Source organism: Roseateles sp. P5_E4 (assembly GCF_054049255.1).
Map to the genome: position 1 here is coordinate 1 of NZ_JBFUMS010000005.1, position 23,489 is coordinate 23,489.

Annotated in this window: 19 protein-coding genes; 11 read left to right on the top strand and 8 right to left on the bottom strand. The window is 68.2% G+C overall.

What is annotated here, in order from left to right; genetic code table 11:
• The 4 genes from ACXJLH_RS11095 to ACXJLH_RS11110 all read left to right on the top strand — a co-directional run.
• A partial coding sequence (locus tag ACXJLH_RS11095; RefSeq protein ID WP_457444064.1) for a hypothetical protein occupies positions 1-191 on the top strand: 191 nt, incomplete at its 5' end.
• A gap of 82 nt (positions 192-273) precedes the next feature.
• Entirely contained in the window at positions 274-936 is a 663-nt protein-coding gene (locus tag ACXJLH_RS11100) for a hypothetical protein (protein ID WP_457444066.1), read from the top strand.
• A gap of 63 nt (positions 937-999) precedes the next feature.
• Entirely contained in the window at positions 1,000-1,401 is a 402-nt protein-coding gene (locus ACXJLH_RS11105; RefSeq protein WP_157281071.1) for a hypothetical protein, read from the top strand.
• A 323-nt stretch (positions 1,402-1,724) separates the two neighbouring features.
• Positions 1,725-4,160, top strand: a complete 2,436-nt coding sequence (locus ACXJLH_RS11110; protein WP_457444067.1) for a glycoside hydrolase family 2 TIM barrel-domain containing protein — start codon at positions 1,725-1,727, stop codon at positions 4,158-4,160.
• Positions 4,161-4,476: 316 nt separating this feature from the next.
• On the opposite strand, the gene ACXJLH_RS11115 is transcribed toward ACXJLH_RS11110, so the two are convergent.
• The 7 genes from ACXJLH_RS11115 to ACXJLH_RS11145 all read right to left on the bottom strand — a co-directional run bounded on the left by ACXJLH_RS11115 (position 4,477) and on the right by ACXJLH_RS11145 (position 11,729).
• Positions 4,477-5,634 (bottom strand): alpha/beta hydrolase family protein, encoded by a 1,158-nt coding sequence (locus ACXJLH_RS11115; protein WP_457444069.1) that lies wholly within the window; start codon positions 5,632-5,634, stop codon positions 4,477-4,479.
• 139 nt (positions 5,635-5,773) lie between these two features.
• Positions 5,774-6,475 carry a hypothetical protein gene (locus ACXJLH_RS11120; RefSeq protein WP_457444071.1) on the bottom strand — a complete coding sequence of 234 codons (702 nt, stop codon included), beginning with the start codon at positions 6,473-6,475 and terminating at the stop codon, positions 5,774-5,776.
• A 2-nt stretch (positions 6,476-6,477) separates the two neighbouring features.
• Positions 6,478-6,972 carry a hypothetical protein gene (locus ACXJLH_RS11125; protein WP_457444073.1) on the bottom strand — a complete coding sequence of 165 codons (495 nt, stop codon included), beginning with the start codon at positions 6,970-6,972 and terminating at the stop codon, positions 6,478-6,480.
• Entirely contained in the window at positions 6,969-7,577 is a 609-nt protein-coding gene (locus ACXJLH_RS11130; RefSeq protein WP_457320516.1) for a hypothetical protein, read from the bottom strand. The genes ACXJLH_RS11125 and ACXJLH_RS11130 overlap by 4 nt, the downstream gene beginning before the upstream one ends.
• Complete coding sequence (locus tag ACXJLH_RS11135; protein ID WP_457320514.1) at positions 7,577-8,221, bottom strand: hypothetical protein; 645 nt, start codon at positions 8,219-8,221, stop codon at positions 7,577-7,579. The genes ACXJLH_RS11130 and ACXJLH_RS11135 overlap by 1 nt, the downstream gene beginning before the upstream one ends.
• The gene (pqqB, locus tag ACXJLH_RS11140; protein WP_457320512.1) at positions 8,218-9,153 is read right to left on the bottom strand and encodes a pyrroloquinoline quinone biosynthesis protein PqqB; all 936 of its coding nucleotides are present in this window, start codon (positions 9,151-9,153) and stop codon (positions 8,218-8,220) included. Before pqqB ends, ACXJLH_RS11135 begins: the two co-directional genes overlap by 4 nt.
• 455 nt (positions 9,154-9,608) lie before the next feature.
• The gene (locus ACXJLH_RS11145) at positions 9,609-11,729 is read right to left on the bottom strand and encodes a sigma-54-dependent Fis family transcriptional regulator (protein ID WP_457444075.1); all 2,121 of its coding nucleotides are present in this window, start codon (positions 11,727-11,729) and stop codon (positions 9,609-9,611) included.
• Positions 11,730-11,968: 239 nt separating this feature from the next.
• On the opposite strand from ACXJLH_RS11145, the gene pedF reads away from it, so the two are divergent.
• From pedF to ACXJLH_RS11180, 7 genes are all read left to right on the top strand, one after another.
• On the top strand, positions 11,969-12,430 hold the full coding sequence (gene pedF, locus ACXJLH_RS11150; protein ID WP_056200338.1) for a cytochrome c-550 PedF: 462 nt from the start codon (positions 11,969-11,971) through the stop codon (positions 12,428-12,430).
• Complete coding sequence (locus tag ACXJLH_RS11155; RefSeq protein WP_082532818.1) at positions 12,427-13,248, top strand: substrate-binding periplasmic protein; 822 nt, start codon at positions 12,427-12,429, stop codon at positions 13,246-13,248. Before pedF ends, ACXJLH_RS11155 begins: the two co-directional genes overlap by 4 nt.
• A gap of 37 nt (positions 13,249-13,285) precedes the next feature.
• The gene (locus ACXJLH_RS11160) at positions 13,286-15,409 is read left to right on the top strand and encodes a TonB-dependent receptor family protein (protein ID WP_457444077.1); all 2,124 of its coding nucleotides are present in this window, start codon (positions 13,286-13,288) and stop codon (positions 15,407-15,409) included.
• A gap of 13 nt (positions 15,410-15,422) precedes the next feature.
• Positions 15,423-16,364 carry a beta-propeller fold lactonase family protein gene (locus tag ACXJLH_RS11165; protein WP_457444079.1) on the top strand — a complete coding sequence of 314 codons (942 nt, stop codon included), beginning with the start codon at positions 15,423-15,425 and terminating at the stop codon, positions 16,362-16,364.
• Between the two features lie 21 nt (positions 16,365-16,385).
• Positions 16,386-18,872 carry a TonB-dependent receptor gene (locus ACXJLH_RS11170; RefSeq protein WP_457444080.1) on the top strand — a complete coding sequence of 829 codons (2,487 nt, stop codon included), beginning with the start codon at positions 16,386-16,388 and terminating at the stop codon, positions 18,870-18,872.
• Between the two features lie 238 nt (positions 18,873-19,110).
• Positions 19,111-20,241 (top strand): porin, encoded by a 1,131-nt coding sequence (locus ACXJLH_RS11175; RefSeq protein ID WP_457444082.1) that lies wholly within the window; start codon positions 19,111-19,113, stop codon positions 20,239-20,241.
• A 210-nt stretch (positions 20,242-20,451) separates the two neighbouring features.
• The gene (locus ACXJLH_RS11180; RefSeq protein ID WP_457444084.1) at positions 20,452-22,560 is read left to right on the top strand and encodes a TonB-dependent siderophore receptor; all 2,109 of its coding nucleotides are present in this window, start codon (positions 20,452-20,454) and stop codon (positions 22,558-22,560) included.
• 17 nt (positions 22,561-22,577) lie between these two features.
• Here the strand turns inward: ACXJLH_RS11180 and ACXJLH_RS11185 are convergent, their stop codons facing one another.
• Positions 22,578-23,306: a substrate-binding periplasmic protein gene (locus tag ACXJLH_RS11185; protein WP_457389780.1), complete on the bottom strand. Its 729-nt coding sequence runs from the start codon at positions 23,304-23,306 to the stop codon at positions 22,578-22,580.
• Between the last annotated feature and the right edge of the window lie 183 nt (positions 23,307-23,489).

Below are 23,489 nucleotides of genomic sequence, written 5' to 3' on the forward strand. Positions count from 1 at the left end.
ATCTTGGTGTCTTTGACGAACCGGAGGTTGAGGCTGCGTTGCTTGCGATCGCTCTCAACCTCACGGAGGACCCCGACGTGGCAGATGCGGCGGGCGAATCTCTATCCGAGATCTGGCGTCGCAAAGGTTCGGCACCGCCTGCAACCATCGCCAACATGCATCCAGCGGCAAGAAAGTTCTTTCAACTATGAGGCGGTTTAACCCTTTGCTGCAGCGGACGGCTACGCCGCCCGCTGAGCGCGAACGTTAGACCGCTTCCACGCCAGACGCTTCATGAGAAAAATTGTTGCTGCCGCTCTCGCATTCATCGGCTTAGGGTCTACAGCACAAGCTGTACAGCCCACAGCGACGGTCGATGCCAAGACCGTTCGATTCACCATGCCAACTGTCGCGGCTGACGAGATCCAGTTCGTCATGCCCACGCGCGAAACGTTTGAGGGTGCTCCGCAGTTTCACGAAGACGACTGGCGACAAGTTGAGTTCTTACCTTCAAGCCGACTTTCCGAGATCAAGACACGCCTTACCGAGTACAAATCGTTCGAGGCGAAGCATCGGACGAAACACGGATGGACTGATATCTACGCCAGACGATTGCCACGCATGCCGGTTCTTGGCAGTTCCGGGCTTGCAGACATTGCAAGCTCTGTCTCCGCGACCAACCTCCCGGCACCGATCCTGACCACAACGTCGAGGCCGTTGGGGCAAGTCAAAGATGGGTACGCGCTTCGCATATCCGCATCGGTCTTCCTGTACGGGCTTGCTGACGCTGATGGCGTCACGTCGTTGGCGGCGCTCGTTGATGGTGATGATCGGCCGCTAACAAAGGCATTCATCACCCTCAACAAGAAGTTCCAACTCGTCCTAGTCGACTGGCGCTCGCAGATGGTGCTCGTTTCCACCACGCCAACGGGGCAAGTCAATGTCTGGCGGCCATAAGCGGCCGAACCCTTCATTGCAGCGGACGGCTTCGCCGCCCGCTGATCTCAAACGTTGAACCGCATGAGATTCCGAAGCTATTTCGCTGCCTTAGCTCTTTCCTGTGCCGCGCCGGTATTGGCGGGCGGTGCCGGGCCAATGTGGGTGTTTCCGGTGATTCGGCTTTGCGTTGCGCAAGATGCGGCGTACGCCGATACCTTCCTCGGGCGCTGGATTGCAGAAGGCCGACTGAGGCTTAAGTCGCCGGAATTCACGCAGTGCGCTCGAAAGAAGCAATGGATTCCTAAATACATTTGCGCAGATCTCATGGCGCGTGAAACAGAGGAATCACTGTCTCGCCGGAATCTTGAACGACTGGGTGCTTCCTGGAGCGAAGATCTCAAAGTGCTTGAAGTGGCTGGGGCATATGTTCAGGACGCGTCGGAGGCTGAGCTTGCAGAGCGACAGCTGCCTGCTTGCCCATGATCAAGCGGCCCAACCTTTCACTCCAGCGGACGGCTTCGCCGTCCGCTGAGCTTTCACGTTGGGCGACAGCTTTGTGAGTTGACCGGCCGATGATCCCGCCAGAGTGAACTTCCGCTCATGGCCGAAACGAGCCCTCTGCCACTACTTGGGCGCCAACAGCCCGTAGGCTGAGGTGAACAAAGTGAACCCCAACGGTACCGGCGCGTAGACGCTGGGGTTTGCGATGCTCATCCCATTAACCTACGGGCTGCAGCCCGCTGACTTCTGACGAAGCTCTGTGGGGGCTGGGGCTGCCTCTCGAGATTTTCATTGGACACAAATTGATGTTGAGGCTCAACAAGTTCACGCGCCGCTTGCCATGGGCGCTGATGCTGGCGCTCGTCTCGATCACGTCGGCCGCTGAGGAACGCCGTCTTTCAATGGGCTGGCGTTTCATGGCGGGGGAGGTCAAGGGCGCGGAGCGGCCCGACTTCGACGACGGCGCATGGCGCCAGGTGGCCGTGCCGCACGACTTCTCCATCCTGGACAAGGCGGACGGGGCGCCACCCTTTGATCCCGCCACCGTGGGTGGCCGCGACTCCGGCTACATCCCGGGTGGCACCGGCTGGTACCGGCGTCACCTCACGCTGACTTCGGCCGAAGCCGCCCGCGTGGTCCGGCTGAAGTTCGAAGCCGTCTACATGGACTCTGACGTCTGGTTGAACGGCGAGCCTGTGGGACAGCATCGCTACGGCTACACCGCATTCACGCTGGACCTGACAGGCAAGGTCAAGGCGGGCGACAACGTCATCGTCGTCCGGGCGCGCCATGTGGACTCGTCGTCGCGCTGGTATGCCGGTTCGGGCCTGATCCGCCCGGTGGCTGTGGAACTGCTGGACCCGGTGCACATCGACCCCGACAGCGTGGCGGTTGCGACCCGCGCCGCGACCGCTCAACGGGCGGACCTGGACGTTCGCACACGCCTCTCCAACCGCCAGGCCAAGTCACAGCAGGTGGAAGTGGTCACGGCCGTGACCAGCGTCGACGGCACCGAGACCGTCGCCCGCGCCAGCAAGCGTTATGTCGTGCCGGCGCGCGGCCAGATGGATGCCGGGCAAGCTCTGGCCGTGGACAAGCCCAGGCTGTGGGGGCCATCGGCACCGCATCTCTACCTGCTTCGCCAGGAGGTGCGCGTCAACGGTGTCGCGACCGATGTGCGCTTGACCCGTTTCGGCATCCGTACCGTGGCGATCGATGCGAAAAACGGCTTGCGCATCAATGGCGAGAAGGTCCTGCTGCGCGGCGGCAACATCCACCACGACAACTACATGCTCGGCGCCGCCGGGCTTCCCGATGCGGATGCGCGCAAGGTCGCGCTGATGAAGGCTGCCGGCTACAACGCCATCCGCAACGCCCACAACCCAGCAAGCCAAGCCACCCTGGACGCTGCCGATGAGCTCGGCATGCTCGTCATCAACGAGGCCTTCGACGCCTGGCGAAACAGCAAGACCAGCGCCGACTACGCCCGCTTCTTCGCTGACAACTGGCAGAAGGACTTGGACAGCCTGATCATCAGCGGCCGCAATCACCCCAGCGTGCTGTTCTGGAGCATCGGCAACGAGATCCGGGAGCAGGGCACGCCCGAGGGCGCGAAGACCGCACGGATGTTGGTCCAGCGGGTCCGCCAGCTCGACGCGACCCGGCCGGTGACCCAGGCGGTCAGCATCGACTCCCCGACGATCGCCAGCGCCTATGGCGAGCTCGACGCGGCCGGCTACAACTACATGCCCCACCTGTTCGAGCGCGACCACGAGCAATACCCGTCGCGCGTCATGTACAGCGGCGAGTCCCTGTCCCGATACGCCTTCAACTACTGGCGCCCGGTGGAGACCCTGCCGTGGGTGATCGGCGATTTCGTGTGGACCTCCTTCGACTACCTCGGCGAGGCCGGCATCGGCTGGGTGAACGCCAAGCAGGACTGGAAGACCTGGGGCCCATATCCGTGGCACCTGGCCTATTGCGGAGAGATCGACGCTACCGGGCGCAAGCGACCCGCCGCCTATTACCGCCAGGTACTGTGGAAGACCGGCATCGACCCGATCGCGGCCTTCGTCGAGCAGCCGGCTGGCACTCGCGCCTTCCCGCACCATCCCTTCCCGGAAGGCGACCCGCACAGCGACTGGACGCTGGAGGACGTGCATCCCAGCTGGTCGTGGGGCGGCCAGGAAGGCAGGCCGCTGAACGTCGCGGTGTACTCGGAGTTCCCGGAGGTCGAACTCTTCCTCAACGACAAGAGCCTGGGGCGGCAGGCCGTAGGCCTCGCCACTGAATACAAGGCCCGGTTCGTCGTGCCCTATGCGCCGGGCCGCCTGCTGGCGGTCGGCTACCGGGACGGCAGGCGCGCTGGCCAGTGGGAGCTGCGCACAGCGGGTCTGCCGGCGGCGTTCAAGGCGACCGCGGATCGGTCGCAGCTGAAGGCCAATGGCGAGGACCTGGCCTACGTGACGATCGAGCTGGCCGACAGCGACGGCGTTCCCATCTACGCGCGCGCCGGTGATCGCCAGGCGAAGGTCAGTGTGACCGGCGCCGGCGTGCTGGGCGGCGCGGGCAACGGCGATCCCGTCGATGCGAGCAGCCTGCAATCGGGCGAACGCAAGACCTTCCACGGTCGGATGGTGGCGGCAGTCCGCGCGGGCGCTTCGCCCGGCCCCATCGTGGTTGAAGTTGCCGTCGAGGGCCTGCCGACGCAGCGGATGCGGCTCGATGTGATTGCGCGATGAAACCGCAGTAGCGCAGCGCTGGTCTGGCTGCTGGCCTCGTACAAGGGCCTGCCCAACGTGCTGATGCTGATGACGGGCCTGATCGGCGTCTACACCTTTAGGACCCGCCGCACCACGCTGGGCCGGCGCATCTATGCCCGACCATCGCTCACCCGTGCACGCCCTTCAAGCTTGGCAGGTCTCCAAACCCCATTTGTTCAAGCGCGCCGTATACAAACAGGCGGGTCTTGACACCTAGCCACGCGCGACGTCGTTGATCCCATATGCCGCCGCTTGCGTTGGGATTCGCGATGCTCACCCCATTAGCCTACCGAGCTCAGGCCGGCTGCAGCAGCATGCGGCCGAGCGCCTCGGGCCCGGCCGGCTGGGCATCGGGGCGCAGCAGCGCGCGGGCCGCTGCGTCGTTGCGCAGGTGCGCGTCGAAAAAGGCCGCCTCCCAGCCGCCCGTCTCGGCGTTGGCCGCTTCGTTGAAGCCGTGGGTCTGGCCCTTCATCTCCACCACCCAGGCGGGGCCGCCCACGGCGTGGGCGGCGGCCAGCACGTCGGCGGCCGGCACGTTGCTGTCCAACTCGCCGCTGACCGCAAACCAGGGCCGCTTGACGGCAGCGAGGCCGGCGAAGTCAAGGCCGAAGTTCCAGAAATTCGGGCCGGCACCCGGAGGCAGGTTCACGGGCAGGCCCATGGCCCGTGCCGCGGCCATGCCGATGCCGGGAAAGGGCACCGTCCCGAAGCCGGCCTTGATGCGCTCGTCGGCCAGGGACAGGCCGCGCCGCGCGGGGTTCAAGCCGCCCATCAGCGTGAGCACGGTCAGGCCGCCGGCACTGCTGCCGGTGGCGCCGATGCGGGCGGCGTCGATGTGGTCTGCGTAGTGTGGGTGGGCCAGCACATGGTCCAGCGCCGCGCGCACGGCCAGGCTGCGCAGGGCGAACATTTCGCTGCCGCCCGGCGTGCGCCTGTCACCGTGGTAAACGTCGACCACGATGTAGCCCTGCGAGGCCAGGTGCGCGAGCTTCCCGATGTGCCACAGCCCATGCGTGCCCTGCCCGCCGGAGTGAACGATCAGCGGGTAGCGCGCCCGCTCGTCGGCAAACAGCGGCGCCTCGCCGGGCCGCTGCATGTGCGGCAGGCGATACCAGCCGGTCTCCTCAGGGAAGGTGTAGTCGGGGCGGCGGTTGTCGGCCGGTGTCGGGTAGAACACCGTCAGCACCACCGGCAGGCTGCGTCCGGCCAGCGCCCCGGCATACGGCCAGTCCTTGGGCACCTTCACGTCGATCACCAGCGTGGCCTGGCGATCGCTGATCAGCTGGTCCAGATACAGCGAACCCTGCGGCTGCGAGCGGCCGATGAGGTAGTGCTCCATCGGCGCTGCGGTCGCCGGCTCGGCCTTCATGCAACTGCTGCCCACCGCGTAGGGGCCGTTGCCGGGCGTCCAACCGGCGGCGCCGGCCGCGCCAGCGAAAGGCGCCAGCAGCATCCCGCCCAGGAACCTTCGGCGCCCCAAGCGGGCTGCCGTCACACGCGAAACATCCAACACAGCTTTTGCTCCCTCGGCCGACACGGCCGGGGCGCAGTGTGCCGTGCCAGGGAACGGTCCAGCGCTCGGCCCATGGGTATTACTGCCAGGACTCGAGCTCCAGCGTCCGCGAGCCGCCCACCAGCATCGGTGAGGTGGAGGGCTCGCTGCGTTCCAGCTTCACGAGGCCGACGCCGCGGCAATACCACTCCAACGTCGTCAGCGGCTGGTCGCGGTAGCCGGTGATGGCGTCGACGAAGATCTTCACCGTCGCGCTGCCACGCACGCGCAGGCAGGGCGAGAAGCTGCCCGCTGGCGTGCGCACCACGTCGGACACCGCCTCGATTTCATAGGTCATGGGGATGTTCGGATGGCTGTGCTTGATCTCGCGCGGGTACTCGGCCGTGCGCATCAGCAAGTAGGCCGTCGTCGGCGCCTGCCATTGCGTGCCGACCACGAACGGCGCCTTCAGCACGAAGCGGCCCGGCGCATCGGCCACCGGGTCGGCCTGCATGTCACTCTTGCTGGCCACGCGCACGATGCCGCTGGCGTCGGCGCGCAGCCAGTAGTTCACGCCGCTGTCGCTGCGGCGCTGCCAGGCGGGCTGCTCGTCCAGCACCAGCGTGGCCGAGCCCAGCGTGCGCAGCGTCAGGCTCTCGCGCTCGCTGGTGTCCGCACCGCTGCGCGTCGTGACGGTGTAGGTCCAGCGGTGGCCGGCTTCGAGCGGGAACCAGGACTGCCCCTCGGGCGCGCGGCTGCAGCCGGCCAGGGCGATCGAAGCGAGGAAGAAGTAGCGCCGCATGATCACTTCTCGGGAAGCTGCGGCAAGGGCATGTCGCGAAGCTTGACGCGCTGCTCGTCACTGCCCGGCCGCAGCCAGGCCAGGCCCTTGCGGCCGGCCTTGGGCTCGGCCGTGCCCAGTTGGGCGATACCGTTGCGCACCTTCTTCAGGCCCTCGTTGAGCAGGGCATGCAGGTCCTTGCTGTAGGGCAGCTGGTAGGCGCGCGGCTGGGCGGCGGGCTTGCCGTCTTCCACGGCATTGACCCAGACATAGAGCGCCCCGTCGCGCTTGCCAGCGGGCTCCTCGATGACGGCGGCCAGCAGCACGAAGCGCTCGGGCAGCGGGTCGCCGCTGGGCCAGCCCCACAGCGTGTGGATGGCACCCTCGGCGTAGAAGTAGAAAGCACTCACGCCAACCACCAGCAGGCCGCGCAGCCACACCGGCCAGCGCGACTGCAGCAGGGAAAGCAGACACAGCAGCAGCAGCGCGGCAAAGCTGAGGATGATGGGCAGAGTCATGGTCTTTGCATCAGACTTTTTGGAAGCGTGTTGACGTTGACGACGCTGCCGTCGGGCTGCAGCGTGAAGCGCACGGCGGTGGCCTCGTCGCCCTTGCGGGCCAGCTTGACCGTGCCGTAGAAGACGACGTCGGCGCGCGGGTTGACCTTGATGACCGTCACGGTCACCGGCACCGGCTGGCCGTCGTTGGACTGGTAGTACTGGGCGTTGACGATGTGCTCTCCGGGCACGATGCCGCGGATGCTCACCACCTCTTGCCGGAAGGGGCTCTGGATGCGCTGGCCGTTGACGATGGTGGCGGCGTTGGCGTCACCGCGGTCGTCGCGGTCCAGGTACATCAGCCCGGCCTCGCGCTGGCGGAACCACACCAGGTTGCCGCCCGGGTCCTGCACCCAGGTGTCGATGTCGTTGGGGCTGTTGTCCGGCCAGGCGACGTTGATCAGGTACTCGGCCTTGGACGGCACGTCGCCGGCCTTGGTGGCGCGCGGGTTCATGGCCAGCAACGCCACGATGAAGCAGAAGACAAAGCCGATCAGCAGGTTGAACAGCATGTCGTAGAAGGGGTCGACCTCGGCCTCCCTCGAACCCCGGCGCAGGCGGCGCATCACACACCGTCCTTTCGGAGCGCGGCGCGTTGGATGTCGGCCACCAAGGCATCAGCGAAACGGTCCAACCGGGTCAGTTGCAAACCCAGCAGGATGTTGCCCACCAGGCCCACCATGGTCGTCAGCAGCGCCACGCCCAGGCCCGCCGTCAGGCTGCGCAGCAACTCCTGCGACTGCGCCGGGTCGAAGCTCTGCAGCTTGCCGATGGTCAGCGCCAGCATCGAGAAGCCGATGACCTTGCCCAGCAGCCCGAGCTTGAGCTGGATGCCGTTGACCCACCAGGCCGTGCCGTGCGGGCCATGGCTGTGCTCCAGCAGCAGCTCGGTGGCGATGTCGCCAGGCGCGCCCAGGTATTCGGCCGCCCAGCAGGCCTCTCCGGCGCGGGCGAGCCGCGGATCAGCCAGCAAGTCACGCTGGCGCTGCAGCTCGCGCGAGCGCTGGCCGCACCACAGCGTGGAGCACAGGAAGACGGCCATGATGACCAGCGTCAGGCCCGTGGGGTCGGCGCCCAGCAGCAGCGCCCAGACGCCGCGCGCACCCAGCAGCCAGGTGCAAAAGGCCAGGCCGCCGACGAGGGTCAGCCATTCCAGCCACAGTGGCTCGGCCGGGCGCGCGGGCCGTGGGGCGGCGGTCGCTGTGCTCACAGTTCAATCTCCATGCCGTCATGCGCCACCTCGATGCCGTGCGCCAGCAGCTCACGGCGCTGGGCGCCGCCGCGGTCGAGGATGGGATTGCTGTGGTGGATGTGCGTGAGCACCTTGCGCGGCGCGCCGCTGGCCCGCAGCGCGTCGATCATCCCGGGCCGCTCGCCGTGGCGGCTTTGCGGCAGGTGGCCCTTGTCGCTGGCGCTGACCGAGCCGATGCCGGCTTCCTGCATGCCGTGCTCGGTCCAGAAGCTGCCGTCGACGACGACGCAGTCGGCCCGGCGCATCCAGGCCAGCTCGGCCTCGCCAACCTCGGCCAGCGCTGGCGACAGGAAGACGCGCCGGCCCGTGCGCAGGTCCTGCACCTGCAGCGCGATGCACTCGCCTGCTGCCTCGCTGCGCAGCCGCGCATGCCGCGGCGCCCGCGCCGGCACGGCCACGGCGGCAAAGCTCAGCGCCGGGAAGCCCGGGATCTCGAAGGCGGCGCTGCGCACGTCGCCGGCGATGGGCAGCATGCGCCAGCGCACGCGGCAGTAGCTCTCCAGCACGTGCAGCAGCGGCAGCTCGGCCGTCAGGTCCTCGAACACCAGCGGCGTGGCATAGACCTCCAGCTCACGGCTCTCGCGCAAGGAGAGCAGCCCGGCCACGTGATGCAGCCGCGAGTCCAGCAGCACGACGGCGCGGATGGGCATGTCGCCCGCGTGGGCCGGCTGCAGCGCGGGCGTGGCCCGGATCTGCTGCGGCAGGTCGGGGCTGGCGTTGATGAGCAGCCAGCCCTCGCCGGGCCGCCCGTCCTGCGAGATGGCGATGGCGCTTTGCGTGCGCGCGCTGGCGTCGAGCTCACCGCGGCGCCAGCTGCTGCACAGCCGGCAGTGGCAGTTCCACAGCGGAAAACCACCGCCCGCGCCGGAGCCGAGGACGAGGAGCTTCATGGGAAGCCGCGCAGAAGAAGACGGGACATGGGAGCAGGCAGTCAGCAGGTCGATGCACCCAGGGGTGCAAGACCCGTGCCTTGCCAGAACGCCGTTGCAGCCGGCGTCAATGAGGGGTTTTGCTCCAGTTCGGCACAGCGCGGTGCAGCACCTCCCCCGGGAAAGTCCCGGGCCTGCATTGAGGCCCGGGAACAACGGTTAGGGCCTGTTAACGCTACGGCAGCAGGCCGCGTTGTAGCCAGAAAGCCCGCGAGCAAGGCGCGAAACGAAGCTTGGGTAGGCCCCAAGCGAGGCTTCGCAACGCCGCGCGCGGGCTTTCTGGCTACAACCCGAAGGGAAGGTCAGCCGCCAGGGGCCACTCAGCGTTGCACCGCTTGCCCGCATATCAATGCGGGCGGCGCACTGCGCCTTGATTGGCCCCTGGCGGCTGACCTTCGCGACCTACTGCCGTAGCGTTAACAGGCCCTGGGCGTGTTCCAGCGCAGCCGGCGGTAGATCGTGTTGCGGCTGATGCCCAGCTGCTTGGAGGCCAGCGAGATGTTGCCGCCCGCTGCGTCCAGCGTGGCGCGGATCATGTCGATCTCGGCCTGCTCCAGCGTGCGCGCGCTCGCGGGCTCCGCGGCAGCTGCGGCCGGTGCGACCAGTGCAGGAAGCGCGGCATGCGGCTCGAAGGGCGGCCAGGCCGGCGCCAGCGCGGGCGGCGGGGCCGGTGTCATGCCGCCCACAGCGCGCTGCATGTCTTCGAGGAAGTCATCCGACAGGTGATTCGTCGTCACCAGCCGCTCGCCCGCCGACATCACCGCCGCCGTGCGCAGCACATTGGCCAGCTGGCGGATGTTGCCCGGCCACTGGTAGCGGCGGAACATGGAGAGCACCTGGGGGCTGAGCTCGGGCGTGTCCTGCGGGCGCTCGGCCTGCAGGATGCGCCGCACGATGGCTTCCACGTCGGTACGTTCGCGCAGCGCCGGCAGGCGCAGGGCCAGGCCGTTGAGGCGGTAGTAGAGGTCCTCGCGGAAGGTCTGCGCGGCAATCATCTCGCGCAGGTTGCGGTGGGTAGCGCCGATGACGGCGATGTCCACCGCGATGGACTTGGTGCTGCCCAGCGGCGTCACGCTGCGCTCCTGCAGCGCGCGCAGCAGCCGCGCCTGCAGCGGCAGTGGCATGTCGCCGATCTCGTCCAGGAACAGCGTGCCGCCGTTGGCCTGCACCAGCCGCCCCGGCGCACCCTTGCGCCGCGCGCCGGTGAAAGCGCCTTCCTCGTAGCCGAACAGCTCGGCCTCGATGAGGCTCTCGGGGATGGACGCGCAGTTCACGGCCACGAAGGCCTGGCGGGCGCGCACCGAGTCGTGGTGCACCGCGCGGGCCAGCAATTCCTTGCCGGTGCCGGTCTCGCCCAGGATGAGCAGCGGGATGCCGCGGTCCAGCACGCGCTTGACCTTCTGGATGACGGTCTCCAGCTGCGGGTCGCCGGTGCGCAGGTATTGCAGGCCGGAGAAGCGCTGGGCGCCGTTGGCCGTGGCCGCCGTCGCCACGATGTCCGCCGGCTGGGCCGGCGCGTCCGGGCTGGGCACACCGCCAGTCCATTCGCCTTCGCGCAGCGAGCTGGTGCCCTGCGAGGGCTCGCGCGCATCGATGACGTCGGCCATCTCCGCATTGCGCAGCCCTCCCACCACCGGGCGCGAGGGCCAGTCGAAGCGAGCGCTGACGAAGAAGCTCTGGCCCGTAGGCAGGCACAGCTGCATCGGCGGCGACATCGGCATGCGGAAATGGTCGTAGATGGCCGCCGGCGTCGTGCCCAGCAGGCTGCTCAGGCTGCGCATGCGCAGCTCCGCGCCGCTGACGCCGAGCTGGTCCAGCGCGGCGCGGTTGGCGCCCAGCAGCCGGCCTTCCGGCGACACGACCAGGATGCCTTCGAGCAGCGTGCCGATGAACTCGGGCCGGCTGTGGAAGTGCAGGCGCAGGCGGTTGTTGTAGTCGTCAGAGAGCCAGTGGTTCTCGATCATGCGGGCCGACATGCGCACCAGGCCCATGGTGTGCTGGTGGTAGCCGCGGTGGTCGCCCGTCACGTCCAGCACGCCGAGCATGTTGCCGCGCGGGTCGAAGATGGGTGAGGCCGAGCAGGTCAGGAAGTTGTTGGCGTGGATGAAGTGCTCGCCGCCATGCACGAGCGTGGGCACCTCCTCGAACAGCGCCGTGCCGATGGCATTGGTGCCCTTGGCATGCTCGGCCCAGTTCTCACCCGGCGCCAGCGCCACGCGGTGGGCGCGGGCCAGGAAGCTGTCGTCGCCCACCGCGTGCAGGATGGTGCCCTGCGCGTCGGTCAGCACGATCATGCTTTCGGTGTTGACGATCTGCTCATAGAGCAGCTGCATCACCGGCGCGGCGTGGGTGTACAGGCGTTGGTTGCGTTCGCGCGCGAGGTTGAGGTCGCTGCGGATCATCGGGTCCAGCCCGCTTTTCTCGTGGCGCTTCAGGCCCAGCGCTTCGCTGCGCTGGTGGCTGCGCTCGATGAAGGCCTGTCGTGGGGGCCCCGGCGGCGCCGGGCTGGCCGGCGCTTCGGTCTCGATGGTGGGCATAGAGGCTCTCATGCGCCTGCCTGTTGCAGGCTTGTCTCGGCGGCGGCGCGGTCGGTGCCACGCCTGTCTGTGTCTGGCGGCCATCGTGTCCCAAAGCGGTTCGGCTGTCCATGACACAGGTCAAGCGCGGACACGGTCGTTGTTCCAGGTTGGAGCAGTTCCATCCTGGCATGTCGCTTGCAGCGCAGGGACAGAGCCCGAACGGGCCTGCAAACCCAGACAACGACCGGAGACAACCCATGAAATTCCATCCCCGCTACATCGCCGGCAGCCTGTGCGTCGCGGCCGTCGTGGCCTGGGCCCACGGCGACGTCACCCCCCAGGCCGTGGACACCAGCAGCCTGCCCCAGCTGGGCGAAGGCTGGCGACCCGAGAACCCGTTTCGCGGCGATGAGGCCGCCATCAAGATCGGCAGCTCGGCCTTCAACCAGAACTGCGCTCGCTGCCACGGCCTGGAGGCCATCTCGGGCGGCATTGCGCCCGACCTGCGCCGGCTGGACAACGACTGCAGCACGCTGAAGGACGCCGCCAAAAAGGCCGCCTGCGTGAAGGAGAACGACGACTACTTCCTGAACACCGTGCGCCACGGCCGCAGCCGCAACGGCGCCGTCTACATGCCGCCCTTCGAGGGCGTGTTCACGCAGGAAGCGATGTGGGCGATCAAGTCCTACCTGGAAGTGCGCCGGGAGAAGCCGCTGTGAACCGGCGCCACATCCTCGCCTGGGCCGCCGCCAGCGCCCTCACCGGCACGGGGGCGGGCGCCGCCACCCTCGCCCAGGTGCGCGAGCGCGGCCGGCTCATCGTCGGCCTGTACGAGGACATGCCGCCCTTCCATGTGAAGGGCAAGGGCATCGACATGGAGCTGGGCCAGGCGCTGGCCGAGGCCCTGGGCGTCAAGTTCGCGCCGCTGGCCTTCAATGCCGACGAGAACATGAACGACGACCTGCGCAACATGGTCTGGAAGGGCCACTACCTCGGCCATGGCCCGGCCGACGTGCTGATGCACGTGCCGGTGGACCGCCCGCTGATCGAGGCCACGCCGCAGGCCCGCATCTTCGGCCCCTACTACCGTGAGCGCGTCATGCTGGCGCGGCGTGTGGATGAGCTGCCACGGCTGGAGACGCTGTCCCAGCTCGGCACACGCCGCGTGGCCGTGCCCGGCCAGACGCTGGCCGGCTGGCTGATGATCGGTGCGGACGGAGGCGCCTACCGGGAGCAGCTGCTGACGCAGTTCAAGGACGGCTGCGAGGCCGCCCGCGCACTGCAGCGCGGCGAAGTGGCCGCCGCCGCCGGCCTGGCGTCGGAGCTGGAGACGGTGCTGGCTGGCGACGCGGCCTACCGCATCGAGCCCCTGCCGTCGCCGCGTGCGCCGCGCGACGGCTGGGCGGCCGGCATGGCCGTGAAGCGCGACGCCACCGACCTCGCCCAGGCCCTGCAGGACGCGTTGAACCAACTGGTCAGCCAAGGCCGCGTCGCCGAGATCTTCACCAAGTACAAAGTGGCCTGGCGTCCGGCCTGAGTGGCAAGAGCCGGCCCGATCGCATCTGGAGATACCCATGAACAAGAGATTCGCGCCCGCGGCGCGAAGGACGGTACTCGCACTGGCAGCCGCCAGCGCGGCCGCCCACGCCGCACCCGCACCCGCACCGACCGTCCTCGAACCCGTCGTCATCACCGCCACGCGCACTGAAGCCACGCCTTTCGACGTGCCCGCTTCCATCAACCGCATCGACGGCGACGCGCTGCGCGCCGGCCGCGCCCAGGTCAACATCTCCGAGGGCCTAGGGCAAGTGCCGGGCCTGCTGGCACGCGACCGCCAGAACTACGCCCAGGACGTGCAGATCTCGGTACGCGGCTTTGGCGCGCGGGCCAGCTTCGGCATCCGCGGCGTGCGCGTCTACGTGGACGACATTCCCGCCACGCTGCCCGACGGCCAGGGTCAAATCACCAATGTCGAGATCGGCACGGTGGGCCGTGTCGAGGTGCTGCGCGGGCCGTTCTCGGCGCTGTATGGCAACTCGTCGGGCGGCGTCATCAGCATCTATTCCGAGAACCCCGCCGGCCCGCCGCACCTGGACGCCGGCGTCAGCTTTGGCAGCGACGGCCTGCGTCGCGTGGCCGCGTCCGCCAGCGGCACCGCAGGCGCCATCGGCTACACGCTCGGCGCCAGCCGCTTTGAGACCGACGGCTACCGCCAGCACAGCGCCACCGAGCGCCGCCTGGGCAATGCGCGGCTGAACTTCAAGCTCGGCGCCGACACGCAGCTGACGCTGATCGCCAACAGCGTCGAGCTGCCCGAGGCGCAGGATCCGCTCGGCCTGACCCGTGCCCAATGGCAAGCCGACCCGCGCGGCGTCGACCCCGGCGCGCTGAGCTTCAACACCCGCAAGACCATGAAGCAGCAGCAGGGCGGCCTGGTGCTGGAGCACGGCATCGACAGCGCCAACACCCTGCGCGTGATGGTCTACCAGGGCCATCGCACGACGATGCAGTTCCAGTCCATCCCGGTCGCGACCCAGGCCAATGCGCTGCACCCCGGCGGCGTCATCGACCTGGCGCGCGACTACCAGGGTGCCGATGTGCGTTGGCGCTGGAAGAGTGCCGCGGCGAGCGTCATCGCCGGCATTGCGGCGGACGAGCTGAGCGAGCACCGCGTCGGCACCCAGAACTTCATCGGCACGACGCTCGGTGTGCAAGGCACGCTGCGCCGCGACGAGACCAACCGCGTCAGCAATGCCGACCCCTATCTGCAAGCCGAATGGCGGCCCACGCCGGCCTGGTTGCTCAACGCTGGCGTGCGCCGCGCCAAGGTCAGCTTCCGCTCGACCGACGCCTACATCACCAAGACCAACCCCGACGACAGCGGCGCCGCCAGCTACTCGGCCACGCTGCCGGTGCTGGGCGCAAGCTTCGCGGTCAGCGAGCGACTGCGCGTCTACGCCACCGCCGGCCGCGGCTTCGAGACGCCCACGCTCAACGAGCTGGCCTACCGCCCCAGCGGCGCCACGGGCCTGAACTTCGGCCTGCAGGCGTCGCTGAGCCGCAGCGTTGAAGCTGGCATCAAGGCCCGGCCCTGGGATGGCGCCGAGTTAGCGCTGGCGCTGTTCCAGACCGGCACCGAGCACGAGATCGTCACGCAGACCAACCTGGGCGGCCGCGCCACCTACCAGAACGCCGGCGCCACGCGCCGCCGCGGCCTGGAGGCGTCGGGCTCGTTCCAGCTCGCGAGCACGCTGCAGGCGCAAGTCGCCGCCACCTGGCTGGACGCGCGCTACCGCGACGGCTTCCTGACCTGCACCGCCACGCCCTGCGCTGCCGCCAACCAACAGGTCGCGGCCGACAACCGCATCCCCGGCATCGCCCGCACCGCGGTCTATGGCGCGTTGACCTGGCAACCCGCAGGCGGCTGGCGCTTCGGCGCCGAGGCGCGCGCGCTGAGCAAGGTCTACGTCAACGACCTCAACAACGACGCCGCCCCCGGCTACGCGACGCTGGCCGCACACGCGGGCTACCAGCTCAGCCTCGGCCCCTGGGAGCTGGGCGCCTTGCTGCGCGTGGACAACCTCGCGGGCCGCTGCTACGCCGGCTCCGTCATCGTCAACGACGGCAACGGCCGCTTCTTCGAGCCCGCACCGGGCCGCACCTTCCTCGCCAGCGCCAACCTGAGCTATCGCTTCTGAACCGGAGACCCTCATGGCCCGCCTGTTGCCCACCCTGACCCTGCTTGCCGCGGCAGTAGCCCAGGCCCAAGCCGGCCCACTGGCCTATGTGTCCAACGAGGGCTCCGGCACGCTGAGCGTCATCGACACCGCCACCGACGCCGTGCTCTACGAACTGCCCGCGGGCGCCAAGCCGCGCGGCGCCGTCATCAGCCCTGACGGCCGCCGCGCCTACGTGAGCGACCAGCCCGGCAACCGCCTCGTCGTCATCGACCTCGCCGCGCGCCGCCAGGCCGGCGAGATCCCGCTCGGCGAATCACCCGAAGGCCTGGGCCAGTCGCCCGACGGACGCTGGGTCGTGGCCGCCGTGGAGGAGGCCAACGAGATCGTCTTCGTCGACACGCGCACGATGGCGCGCAGCTTCGCCGTCAAGGTGCGCGGCAAGAACCCCGAGCACGCTGTCTTCAGCCCCGACGGGCGCTGGGTGCTGGTCAGCGCCGAGGAGGGCAGCGCGGTGGACGTCATCGACGTGGACAAGCGCGCCCAGGTCGCGCAGATCCCGGTCGGCACGCGGCCGCGCGGCATCGGCTTCTCGCCCGACGGGCGGCGGGCCTTTGTCGCGGCCGAGATGTCCAGCGAGATCTACGTCATCAACATGCAGACCTTCTCGGTGCAGGACAAACTGATGGCCGGGCCCAAGAGCAATGGCATCAGCGTGCACCCCGACGGCAGGCGAGTTTTCATCTCAAACGGCGGCGATGCGACCGTGTCGGTGCTGGATGTGGAGCGCATGGCCCTCGTCGCCACCATCCCGGTCGGTCAGCGGCCCTGGAACATGGCGCTGACGCCCGATGGCCGCAAGCTCTATGTGGCCTGCGGGCGCTCGGGCGCGGTGTCGGTCATCGACACCGAGACGCTGCAGCGCGTGGCCGAGGTGGCGGTGGGGAAGCTGCCCTGGGGCGTGGTGATCCGCTAGCAGCGGCAACCGGGGAACCCCATGACTCACCGCCACAGCAGTTGCTGGGCGGCGCTGGCACTCGCCTATGCGTCCGCCTCTCACGCCCAGATCCAGCTCGAACGGGTTCAGGTCGTCGGTGTGTCGCCGGTTGCCGGCGTCGACATCCCGCGCGACTGGATCCCCGCCGCCGTGCAAACGACGCGCGCCACCGACATCGAGCGCAGCCAGGCGCTGGACCTCGCCAGCTTCATGAACCGGCGCCTGGGCAGCGTCCACCTCAACGAGATGCAGGGCAACCCGCTGCAGGCCGACGTCAACTTCCGCGGCTACACGGCCTCGCCGCTGCTGGGCTCGCAGCAGGGGTTGTCGGTCTACCTCGACGGCGTGCGGCTGAACCAGCCGTTTGGCGACGTGGTGAGCTGGGACTTGATCCCCAAGGCGGCCATCGCTTCCATCGCGCTCAACCCGGGCTCCAACCCGCTGTTCGGCCTCAACACGCTGGGCGGCGCCCTGAGCGTGCAGACCAAGGACGGGTTGAAGCAACCGGGCACGTCGCTGCAGCTGACGGCCGGCTCGCACGGCCGCCGCGCCGCCGAGTTCGAGGTGGGCGGCGGCAGCGCCGGCGGCACGCACTGGTACGTCGCCGGCCACAAGTTCCGCGAGCGCGGCTGGCGGGTCGATTCAAAGTCCGACGTGAACCAGCTCTTCGCCAAGCTCGGCCACCGCAGCGCTGACACCGACATTGCACTGACCGCGTCGCTCGCCGACACCGACCTCAACGGCAACGGCCTGCAGGAGCAACGCTTTCTGGAACGCGACCGCGCCAGCGTCTACACGCGGCCGGACAACACCCGCAACCGCGCGGCACTACTCAACCTCGCGCTTTCTCATTCGCTCGGCGAGCAGTGGACGCTGGCCGGCAACGCCTACGTCCGCAGCATCCGCACGCGCACCTACAACGGCGACCTGAACGACGACGCGCTCGACCAGTCGCTCTACCAGCCCAGTGCCGCCGAGCGCGCGGCGCTGGCGGCTGCGGGCTACACCGGCATTCCCACCGCGGGCGAGAGCGCGGCCAACACGCCCTTCCCGAAGTGGCGCTGCATTGCCCAGGCGCTGCTGAAGGACGAGCCTGGCGAGAAGTGCAATGGCGTCATCAATCAGACCCGCACGAACCAGCACAACGCCGGCTTCACCACCCAGCTCAGCCACGACGGTCGGCTGCTTGGCTTGCCCAGTCAGTCCCTGATCGGCGCGGCGGCCGACTTCAGCCGCAGCCATTTCGTGCAGGGCTCGGAGCTGGGCTACCTGAATGCCGACCGCAGCGTCACCGGCGTCAGCGCCTTGGGTGATGGCGTGGGCGGCGGCAACATGGACGGCGCGCCCTACGACACCCGCGTGGACCTGGCGGGCCGCACGCGCACGCTCAGCCTGTTCGCCAGCACCGTGCTCACGGTGGCGAGTGGCACGCACCTGACCGTGTCCGCCCGCTACAACCACAGCACGGCGCGCAACCGCGATGCCATCACGCCAGGCGCCGGCCCGGGCTCACTGGACGGCGACCACGCTTTCAGCCGCCTCAACCCCGCGCTGGGCCTGACCTTCACGCCGGTGGCCGGCGTCAACGCCTGGGCCGGCGTGAGCCAGGGCAGCCGCGACCCGTCCTCCATCGAGCTGGGCTGCGCCGACCCGGCCAACCCCTGCAAGCTGCCCAACGCCATGGCCGGCGACCCGCCGCTCAGGCAGGTCGTCACGACGACCGTCGAGGCGGGCATCCGCGGTGCGTCGGGCGGGCCACTGGCCTGGAGCGTCGGCGTGTTCCGCTCCGATAACCGCGACGACCTGCTCTTTGTCGCCGACGACGCGGCAGGCTTTGGCTACTTCAAGAACTTCGGCAAGACGCGCCGCCAGGGCGTGGAGCTGGGCCTGAGCGGGCAGCCCGCCAAGGGCCTGACGGCGGGCATCAACCTCACGCTGCTGGACGCCACCTACCGCACGGCCGAGCGCGTCAACGGCGCGTCCAACAGCAGCAACGATGCGGCGCAGGCGGGCTTGCTCGGCGTGAACGGCAATATCGCCATCCGCCCCGGCGACCACATGCCGCTGGTGCCGCGCCGCATGCTCAAGCTCTATGCCGATCTCGACCTCGGCGATGCGTGGTCGCTCGGCGCCGACGCCATCGCGATGAGCGGCGCAGCAGCGCGCGGCAACGAGAACGGCCTGCACCGGCCCGATGACACGTACTACCTCGGCGCGGGCCGCAGCGCCGGCTACGCGGTGGTCAACATCAACGCGGCCTGGACGCCGATGAAGGGGCTCAAGCTCTTCGCCCAGGTCAACAACCTGTTCGACCGCGCGTACGCCACGGCCGCGCAGCTCGGCCCCACGGGCTTCGACAGCGCGGGCAATTTTCAGAGCCGGCCCTTCGCCGCCAACGCGAACGGCGACCGCCCGTTGCGCCATGCGACGTTCTACGCGCCAGGCGCGCCGCGCAGCGTGGTGGTGAGCGTGAAGTACAGCTTCTAGCGAGAAGCCCTCGGGCACTGCTGCGCGCCGCCACACCCACGCTGCACGGCGGCACAGCGCGCGCCCGCGCCACGCAACAGCCCGCGTCGGGGCACACCCGCAGCAGCGTGCCAGCGCGGCACGCGTCATGGCTCCCACTGCGCCGCGCGGCAACGCCCGCGCGGGCACTTCGCTCCAGCCCGGTACTGGCACAGCGCTTGCGCAAAGCACCCTGCCCAAAACCACAACCGGAGACAACATGAACATCAACACCCGCACCTTCATCGCCGCCGCGCTCACCGCCGCAGGCACAGCCCACGCCGCCGACTTCAAGGCCGGCGAATGGGACCTGAGCCTGGGCGGCATCATCAACGCCTACTACACCCACACCAGCTGTTCCGGCTCGCAGGCCGTCGGCGGCGTGGCGCTGGCGACCAAGGGCCTGGGCTGCGGCGGCACCGATGGCCGCACCGTCATCGGCAACGGCCTGCTGCCCAATGCCCTCACCACCACGGCCAAGACGCGCCAGGACGGCTATGACATCCAAGCCACGCTGATGATCGGCGCGGCCGTCGCCTCGGGCGACGCCATCTCCAACAACAGCAACGTCGACGTGCGCCAGGGCTTCGTCACCTTCGGCAATGCCGACATGGGCAGCGTCAAGCTCGGCCGCGACTACGGCCTGTTCGGCCAGTCCGCCATCCTTGGCGACATGACCCTGCTCGGCGCCGGCGCGCCCGTCAGCGCCACCCAGCGCAACCGCGTCACGCTGGGCCACATCGGCTCCGGCTACACCTACCTCGGCACCTATGGCCAGATCGCCTACAGCCTGCCCAGCAGCGGCGGCTTCTCGGCCACCATCGCGCTGATGAGCCCCGTCGATGCCGGCGCCGCCATCGGCCGCAACGAGCCGCAGCTGCAAGCCCTGGCCACCGCCAAGTTCAATGGCGGCAAGGCCTGGGTGGGCGTCAAGCACCAGAAGTTCGAAGGCACCGGCGGCGCTGCCAGCTTCACGATGAACGGCGCCGAGGTCGGCGCCAGCGTCAGCCTCGGCGCGCTGGGCTTCGCGGCCAATCTGCAATCGGGCAAGGGCCTGGGCGTGCTGTCCGACGGCGACAGCGGCAACCGCAAGCAGACGAATGTGCTGCTGCAAGCCACCTGGCAGGCCACGGCCAAGACCAAGTTCGGGCTGAACTGGGGCGAGAGCAAGCTGAAGGATGGCGCGGCGGCCGACCTGCGCAGCAACACCAATGTGACGGCGGGCCTGTACTACGGGCTGACCAAGAGCGTGACGCTGGTGGGGGAGGTGAGCCGGACGACGTCGAAGCCGGTGACCGGCAGCGACGCCAAGATGAGCGGCGTAGCACTGGGGGGGATCGTGTTCTTCTGACCTATCGCACGGCCCTCGCGGCGACGCGACGAGGGCGTTAATCCTGGCAAATATCTGATTCGCGTTGCGCGGCTGCGAAAGCAGTCCGCGCCGCCGCCGTGCGGGTCGCGCGGCGCAGACTCCTGGCAGGCCTGCCAGCGCCGAGGCAAACTGAGGCCCGATTGACCCGGAGCTGACTTGCAATCCAGGCGCCGCTCTTTTCATGCCGCGATGGCGGCACTCATCCAGGCGGCTTGCTGTGCCGGCGCCTGGTCGCAGCCCGTAGCCATGCCACCGGTCACTGCGGCCGGCACCGAAGGCAACAAGCTGGAGGCCGTGAGAGTTGAAGCGGCAAGGCAGCCCTATCGCAGCCTCTTCGTCACCGGTGCGATGAAGACCGACACGCCGATCCGCGACCTGGCGCAGAGCGTGCGCGTGCTGTCAGCCGACATGCTGGCGGACGCGGGTGTGACCCAGTTGGCCGACGCGCTGGAGCTCGGCAGTGGCATCGCCAGGCAGAGCAATTTCGGCGGGCTGTGGGACAGCTACGCGATGCGCGGCTTCACGGGCGACCCGAATTTCGGTTCCGACTACATGGTCAATGGCTTCAACTACAGCCACGGCTACAACGGGCTGCGCGATACCGCCGCCACCGCCATGATCGAGCTGCTGAAGGGGCCGGCCTCGGCGCTCTACGGACGCGGCGAGCCGGGCGGCACGGTCAACATCGTGACCAAGAAGCCGCTGTTCCAGCCCGGCCATGCGCTGGAGGTCTCGGGCGGCAGCTTTGGCCGCCTGCGCAGCACGGCTGACCTGACCGGCCCGTTCAGCGAGCGCCTGGCCTACCGGCTCAACGCCGCCAGCGAGAAGGGCGACAGCTACCGCGACCATGTGCGCTCCGAGCGCCATATGGTGGCGGCGTCCCTGCTGTGGCGGGCCGGCGATACCACCACCGTGTCCTACGAGTTGGAGCACGCCAGGCAGCGCGCCAACTTCGACCGCGGCATCGTCGCGATCCACGGTGAACTGGGCCGCCTGCCCCGCTCGCGCTTCCTGGGCGAGCCCGGCGACGGCCCGCACGCCACCGAGACGACCGGCCACCAGGTCTTCATCCAGCACGACTTCAACGACGACTGGGCGATCCAGGCCGGCTTCAGTCACCGCGACAGCTCGATCAACGGGATCTCGACCGAGGCGCGCTTCCTGCTGGCCGACGACCGCAGCCTGGTGCGCCAGCGCCGCAGCCGCGACAACTCGGCGCTGGACATGTCGGGCCGCCTCGAACTGCTGGGCAGGCTGCGTGCCGGCGGCCTGGTGCACCAGTTGCTGGTCGGCGCAGATGCGTACAGGTTCATCGACCATCGCAAGCAGTACCGCGTCGCCGAAGCCTCCGTGATCGACATCTACGAGCCGGTCTATGGCCAGGTGGCCCCGCCCATGCCGCTGACCACCTGGACCCGCGAGGCACAGCGCTCAAGGTCGATCTACGGCCAGGATCAGATCGACCTGTCGCCGCAGTGGAAGATGCTGCTGGGCGTGCGCCACGACAGTTACGACCAATCGCTCTTGAACCGCCGCAACGGCATCACGACCGCCCAGTCCCTCAGCGCCACCACGCCGCGCGTCGGCCTGGTCTACCAGCCGAGCAAGACGCTGTCGCTGTACGCCTCGGCGTCCAGGAGCTTTCGCCCCAACAGCGGCGTCAGCCGCGCGTTCCAGTCCTTCCCCGCTGAAGCGGGCAGGGCCGGCGAGCTGGGAGTCAAGTTCGACACCGCGGACGGCAAGACCAGCAGCACGCTGGCGATCTACAGGATCGCGAAGAACAATGTGCTGACCCCCGACCCGCTGGACCCGAACAACTTCTCGGTGGCTGCCGGCGAGGTGCGCAGCCGGGGCCTGGAGTTCGACATCTCGGGCGAAGTCCTGCCCGGGCTGCGTCTGTCGGCTGCCTACGCCTGGACCGATGCCCAGGTGACCCGCGACAGCAATGCCTTCCTGGTCGGCCGGCGCCTGGCCAACGTACCGCGCCAGAGCGCCAATCTGATGCTGGTGCAGGCCTTCCTGCTGGGAGCCAACAGCGCGACGTTGGGCGCGGGCATCAACCATGTGGGCGAACGCGAGGGGGCCGTGGCGCCGCTGGTGGCAGCCGACAACTTCAAGCTGCCGGGCTACACCACGCTCAAGCTGATCGGCTCGCTGCAACTGGGCAAGCAGTGGCGCGCGTCCCTCGATATCGACAACCTGCTCGACCGGCTGTACTACAGCAGTTCATATATGCAGGCCTGGGTCTTGCCCGGCGCGGGGCGAAGTTACATGCTCTCGGCGAGATATAAATTCTGAACACTCAACAAAGCCGGTTACTCACTATATTTTTTGAGTATGGCTTGAAAGGCGCCTGAAGCCTTCAGCTTATCGAGCGCCGCCTGCCAGCGAGCGATTTCCGCGTCGGAAATGTCCTTGCTGCAGGCAATGTATATGGGAGAGGTGATCAGTTTGACGGGCGTTTGAACGACCGCATCCAACGAATAGTTCATTTGCTTCAACAGGTGAATGACGCCCAACGGTGAATCGCTGACGGCCAAATCGCATCTGCCGAATATCAACATCCTGTAAATGGCTTTGCCGTCGGATGCGCCTGCCTCGAGGTTGGTGAAGCCTGCTGCCTGCATCCTGGAAGTCGTCAGGCCACCGCGCCGGGAGCAAATCGAGCGAACCTTCTTGGTGTCCTCGAGTGTCGAGACTTCAAGAGGATTGCCTTTGCGCTTGTAGAAATAAATGGAACTGTCGCCCAGCGGGCCAATCCATTTGTATTTGGTCTCGCGTTCCGGGGTTCGCAACATCGTGATCAGCATCGTTCTTTGATTGCCTTCCAGCGATGCTTTGGCGCGCATGCTGGGCATCAGCTGAATATCGATATCTGCGTTGAGCGCCTGGGCAATCGCCCGGACCACTTCTACCGAAAACCCTGTCAGTGCGCCATCTTCACTGTAGTTATACGGGGCCCACTCCTCCGTGACGATGCTCAGCTTGCGATCCGCCGCCCAGCAAGAACCGGCCAGAGCGCAGGAAACGGCGAACGCGATCATGCACCCAGCCTTTCCGGCGTTCGAAGCACAGTTCACAGCCATATTCGAGCCCTTGTATTCCTTGACGGTTGGCGGCTCAAGTCCCAACTGCAACACTTGGCGGTCAATGAGGCAGTGAGGGCAGGGACTGTTGCAAGGCTTGCATGATCACCCGAAAGCGCCAGTTCCAGCGAGCCCGCGGCT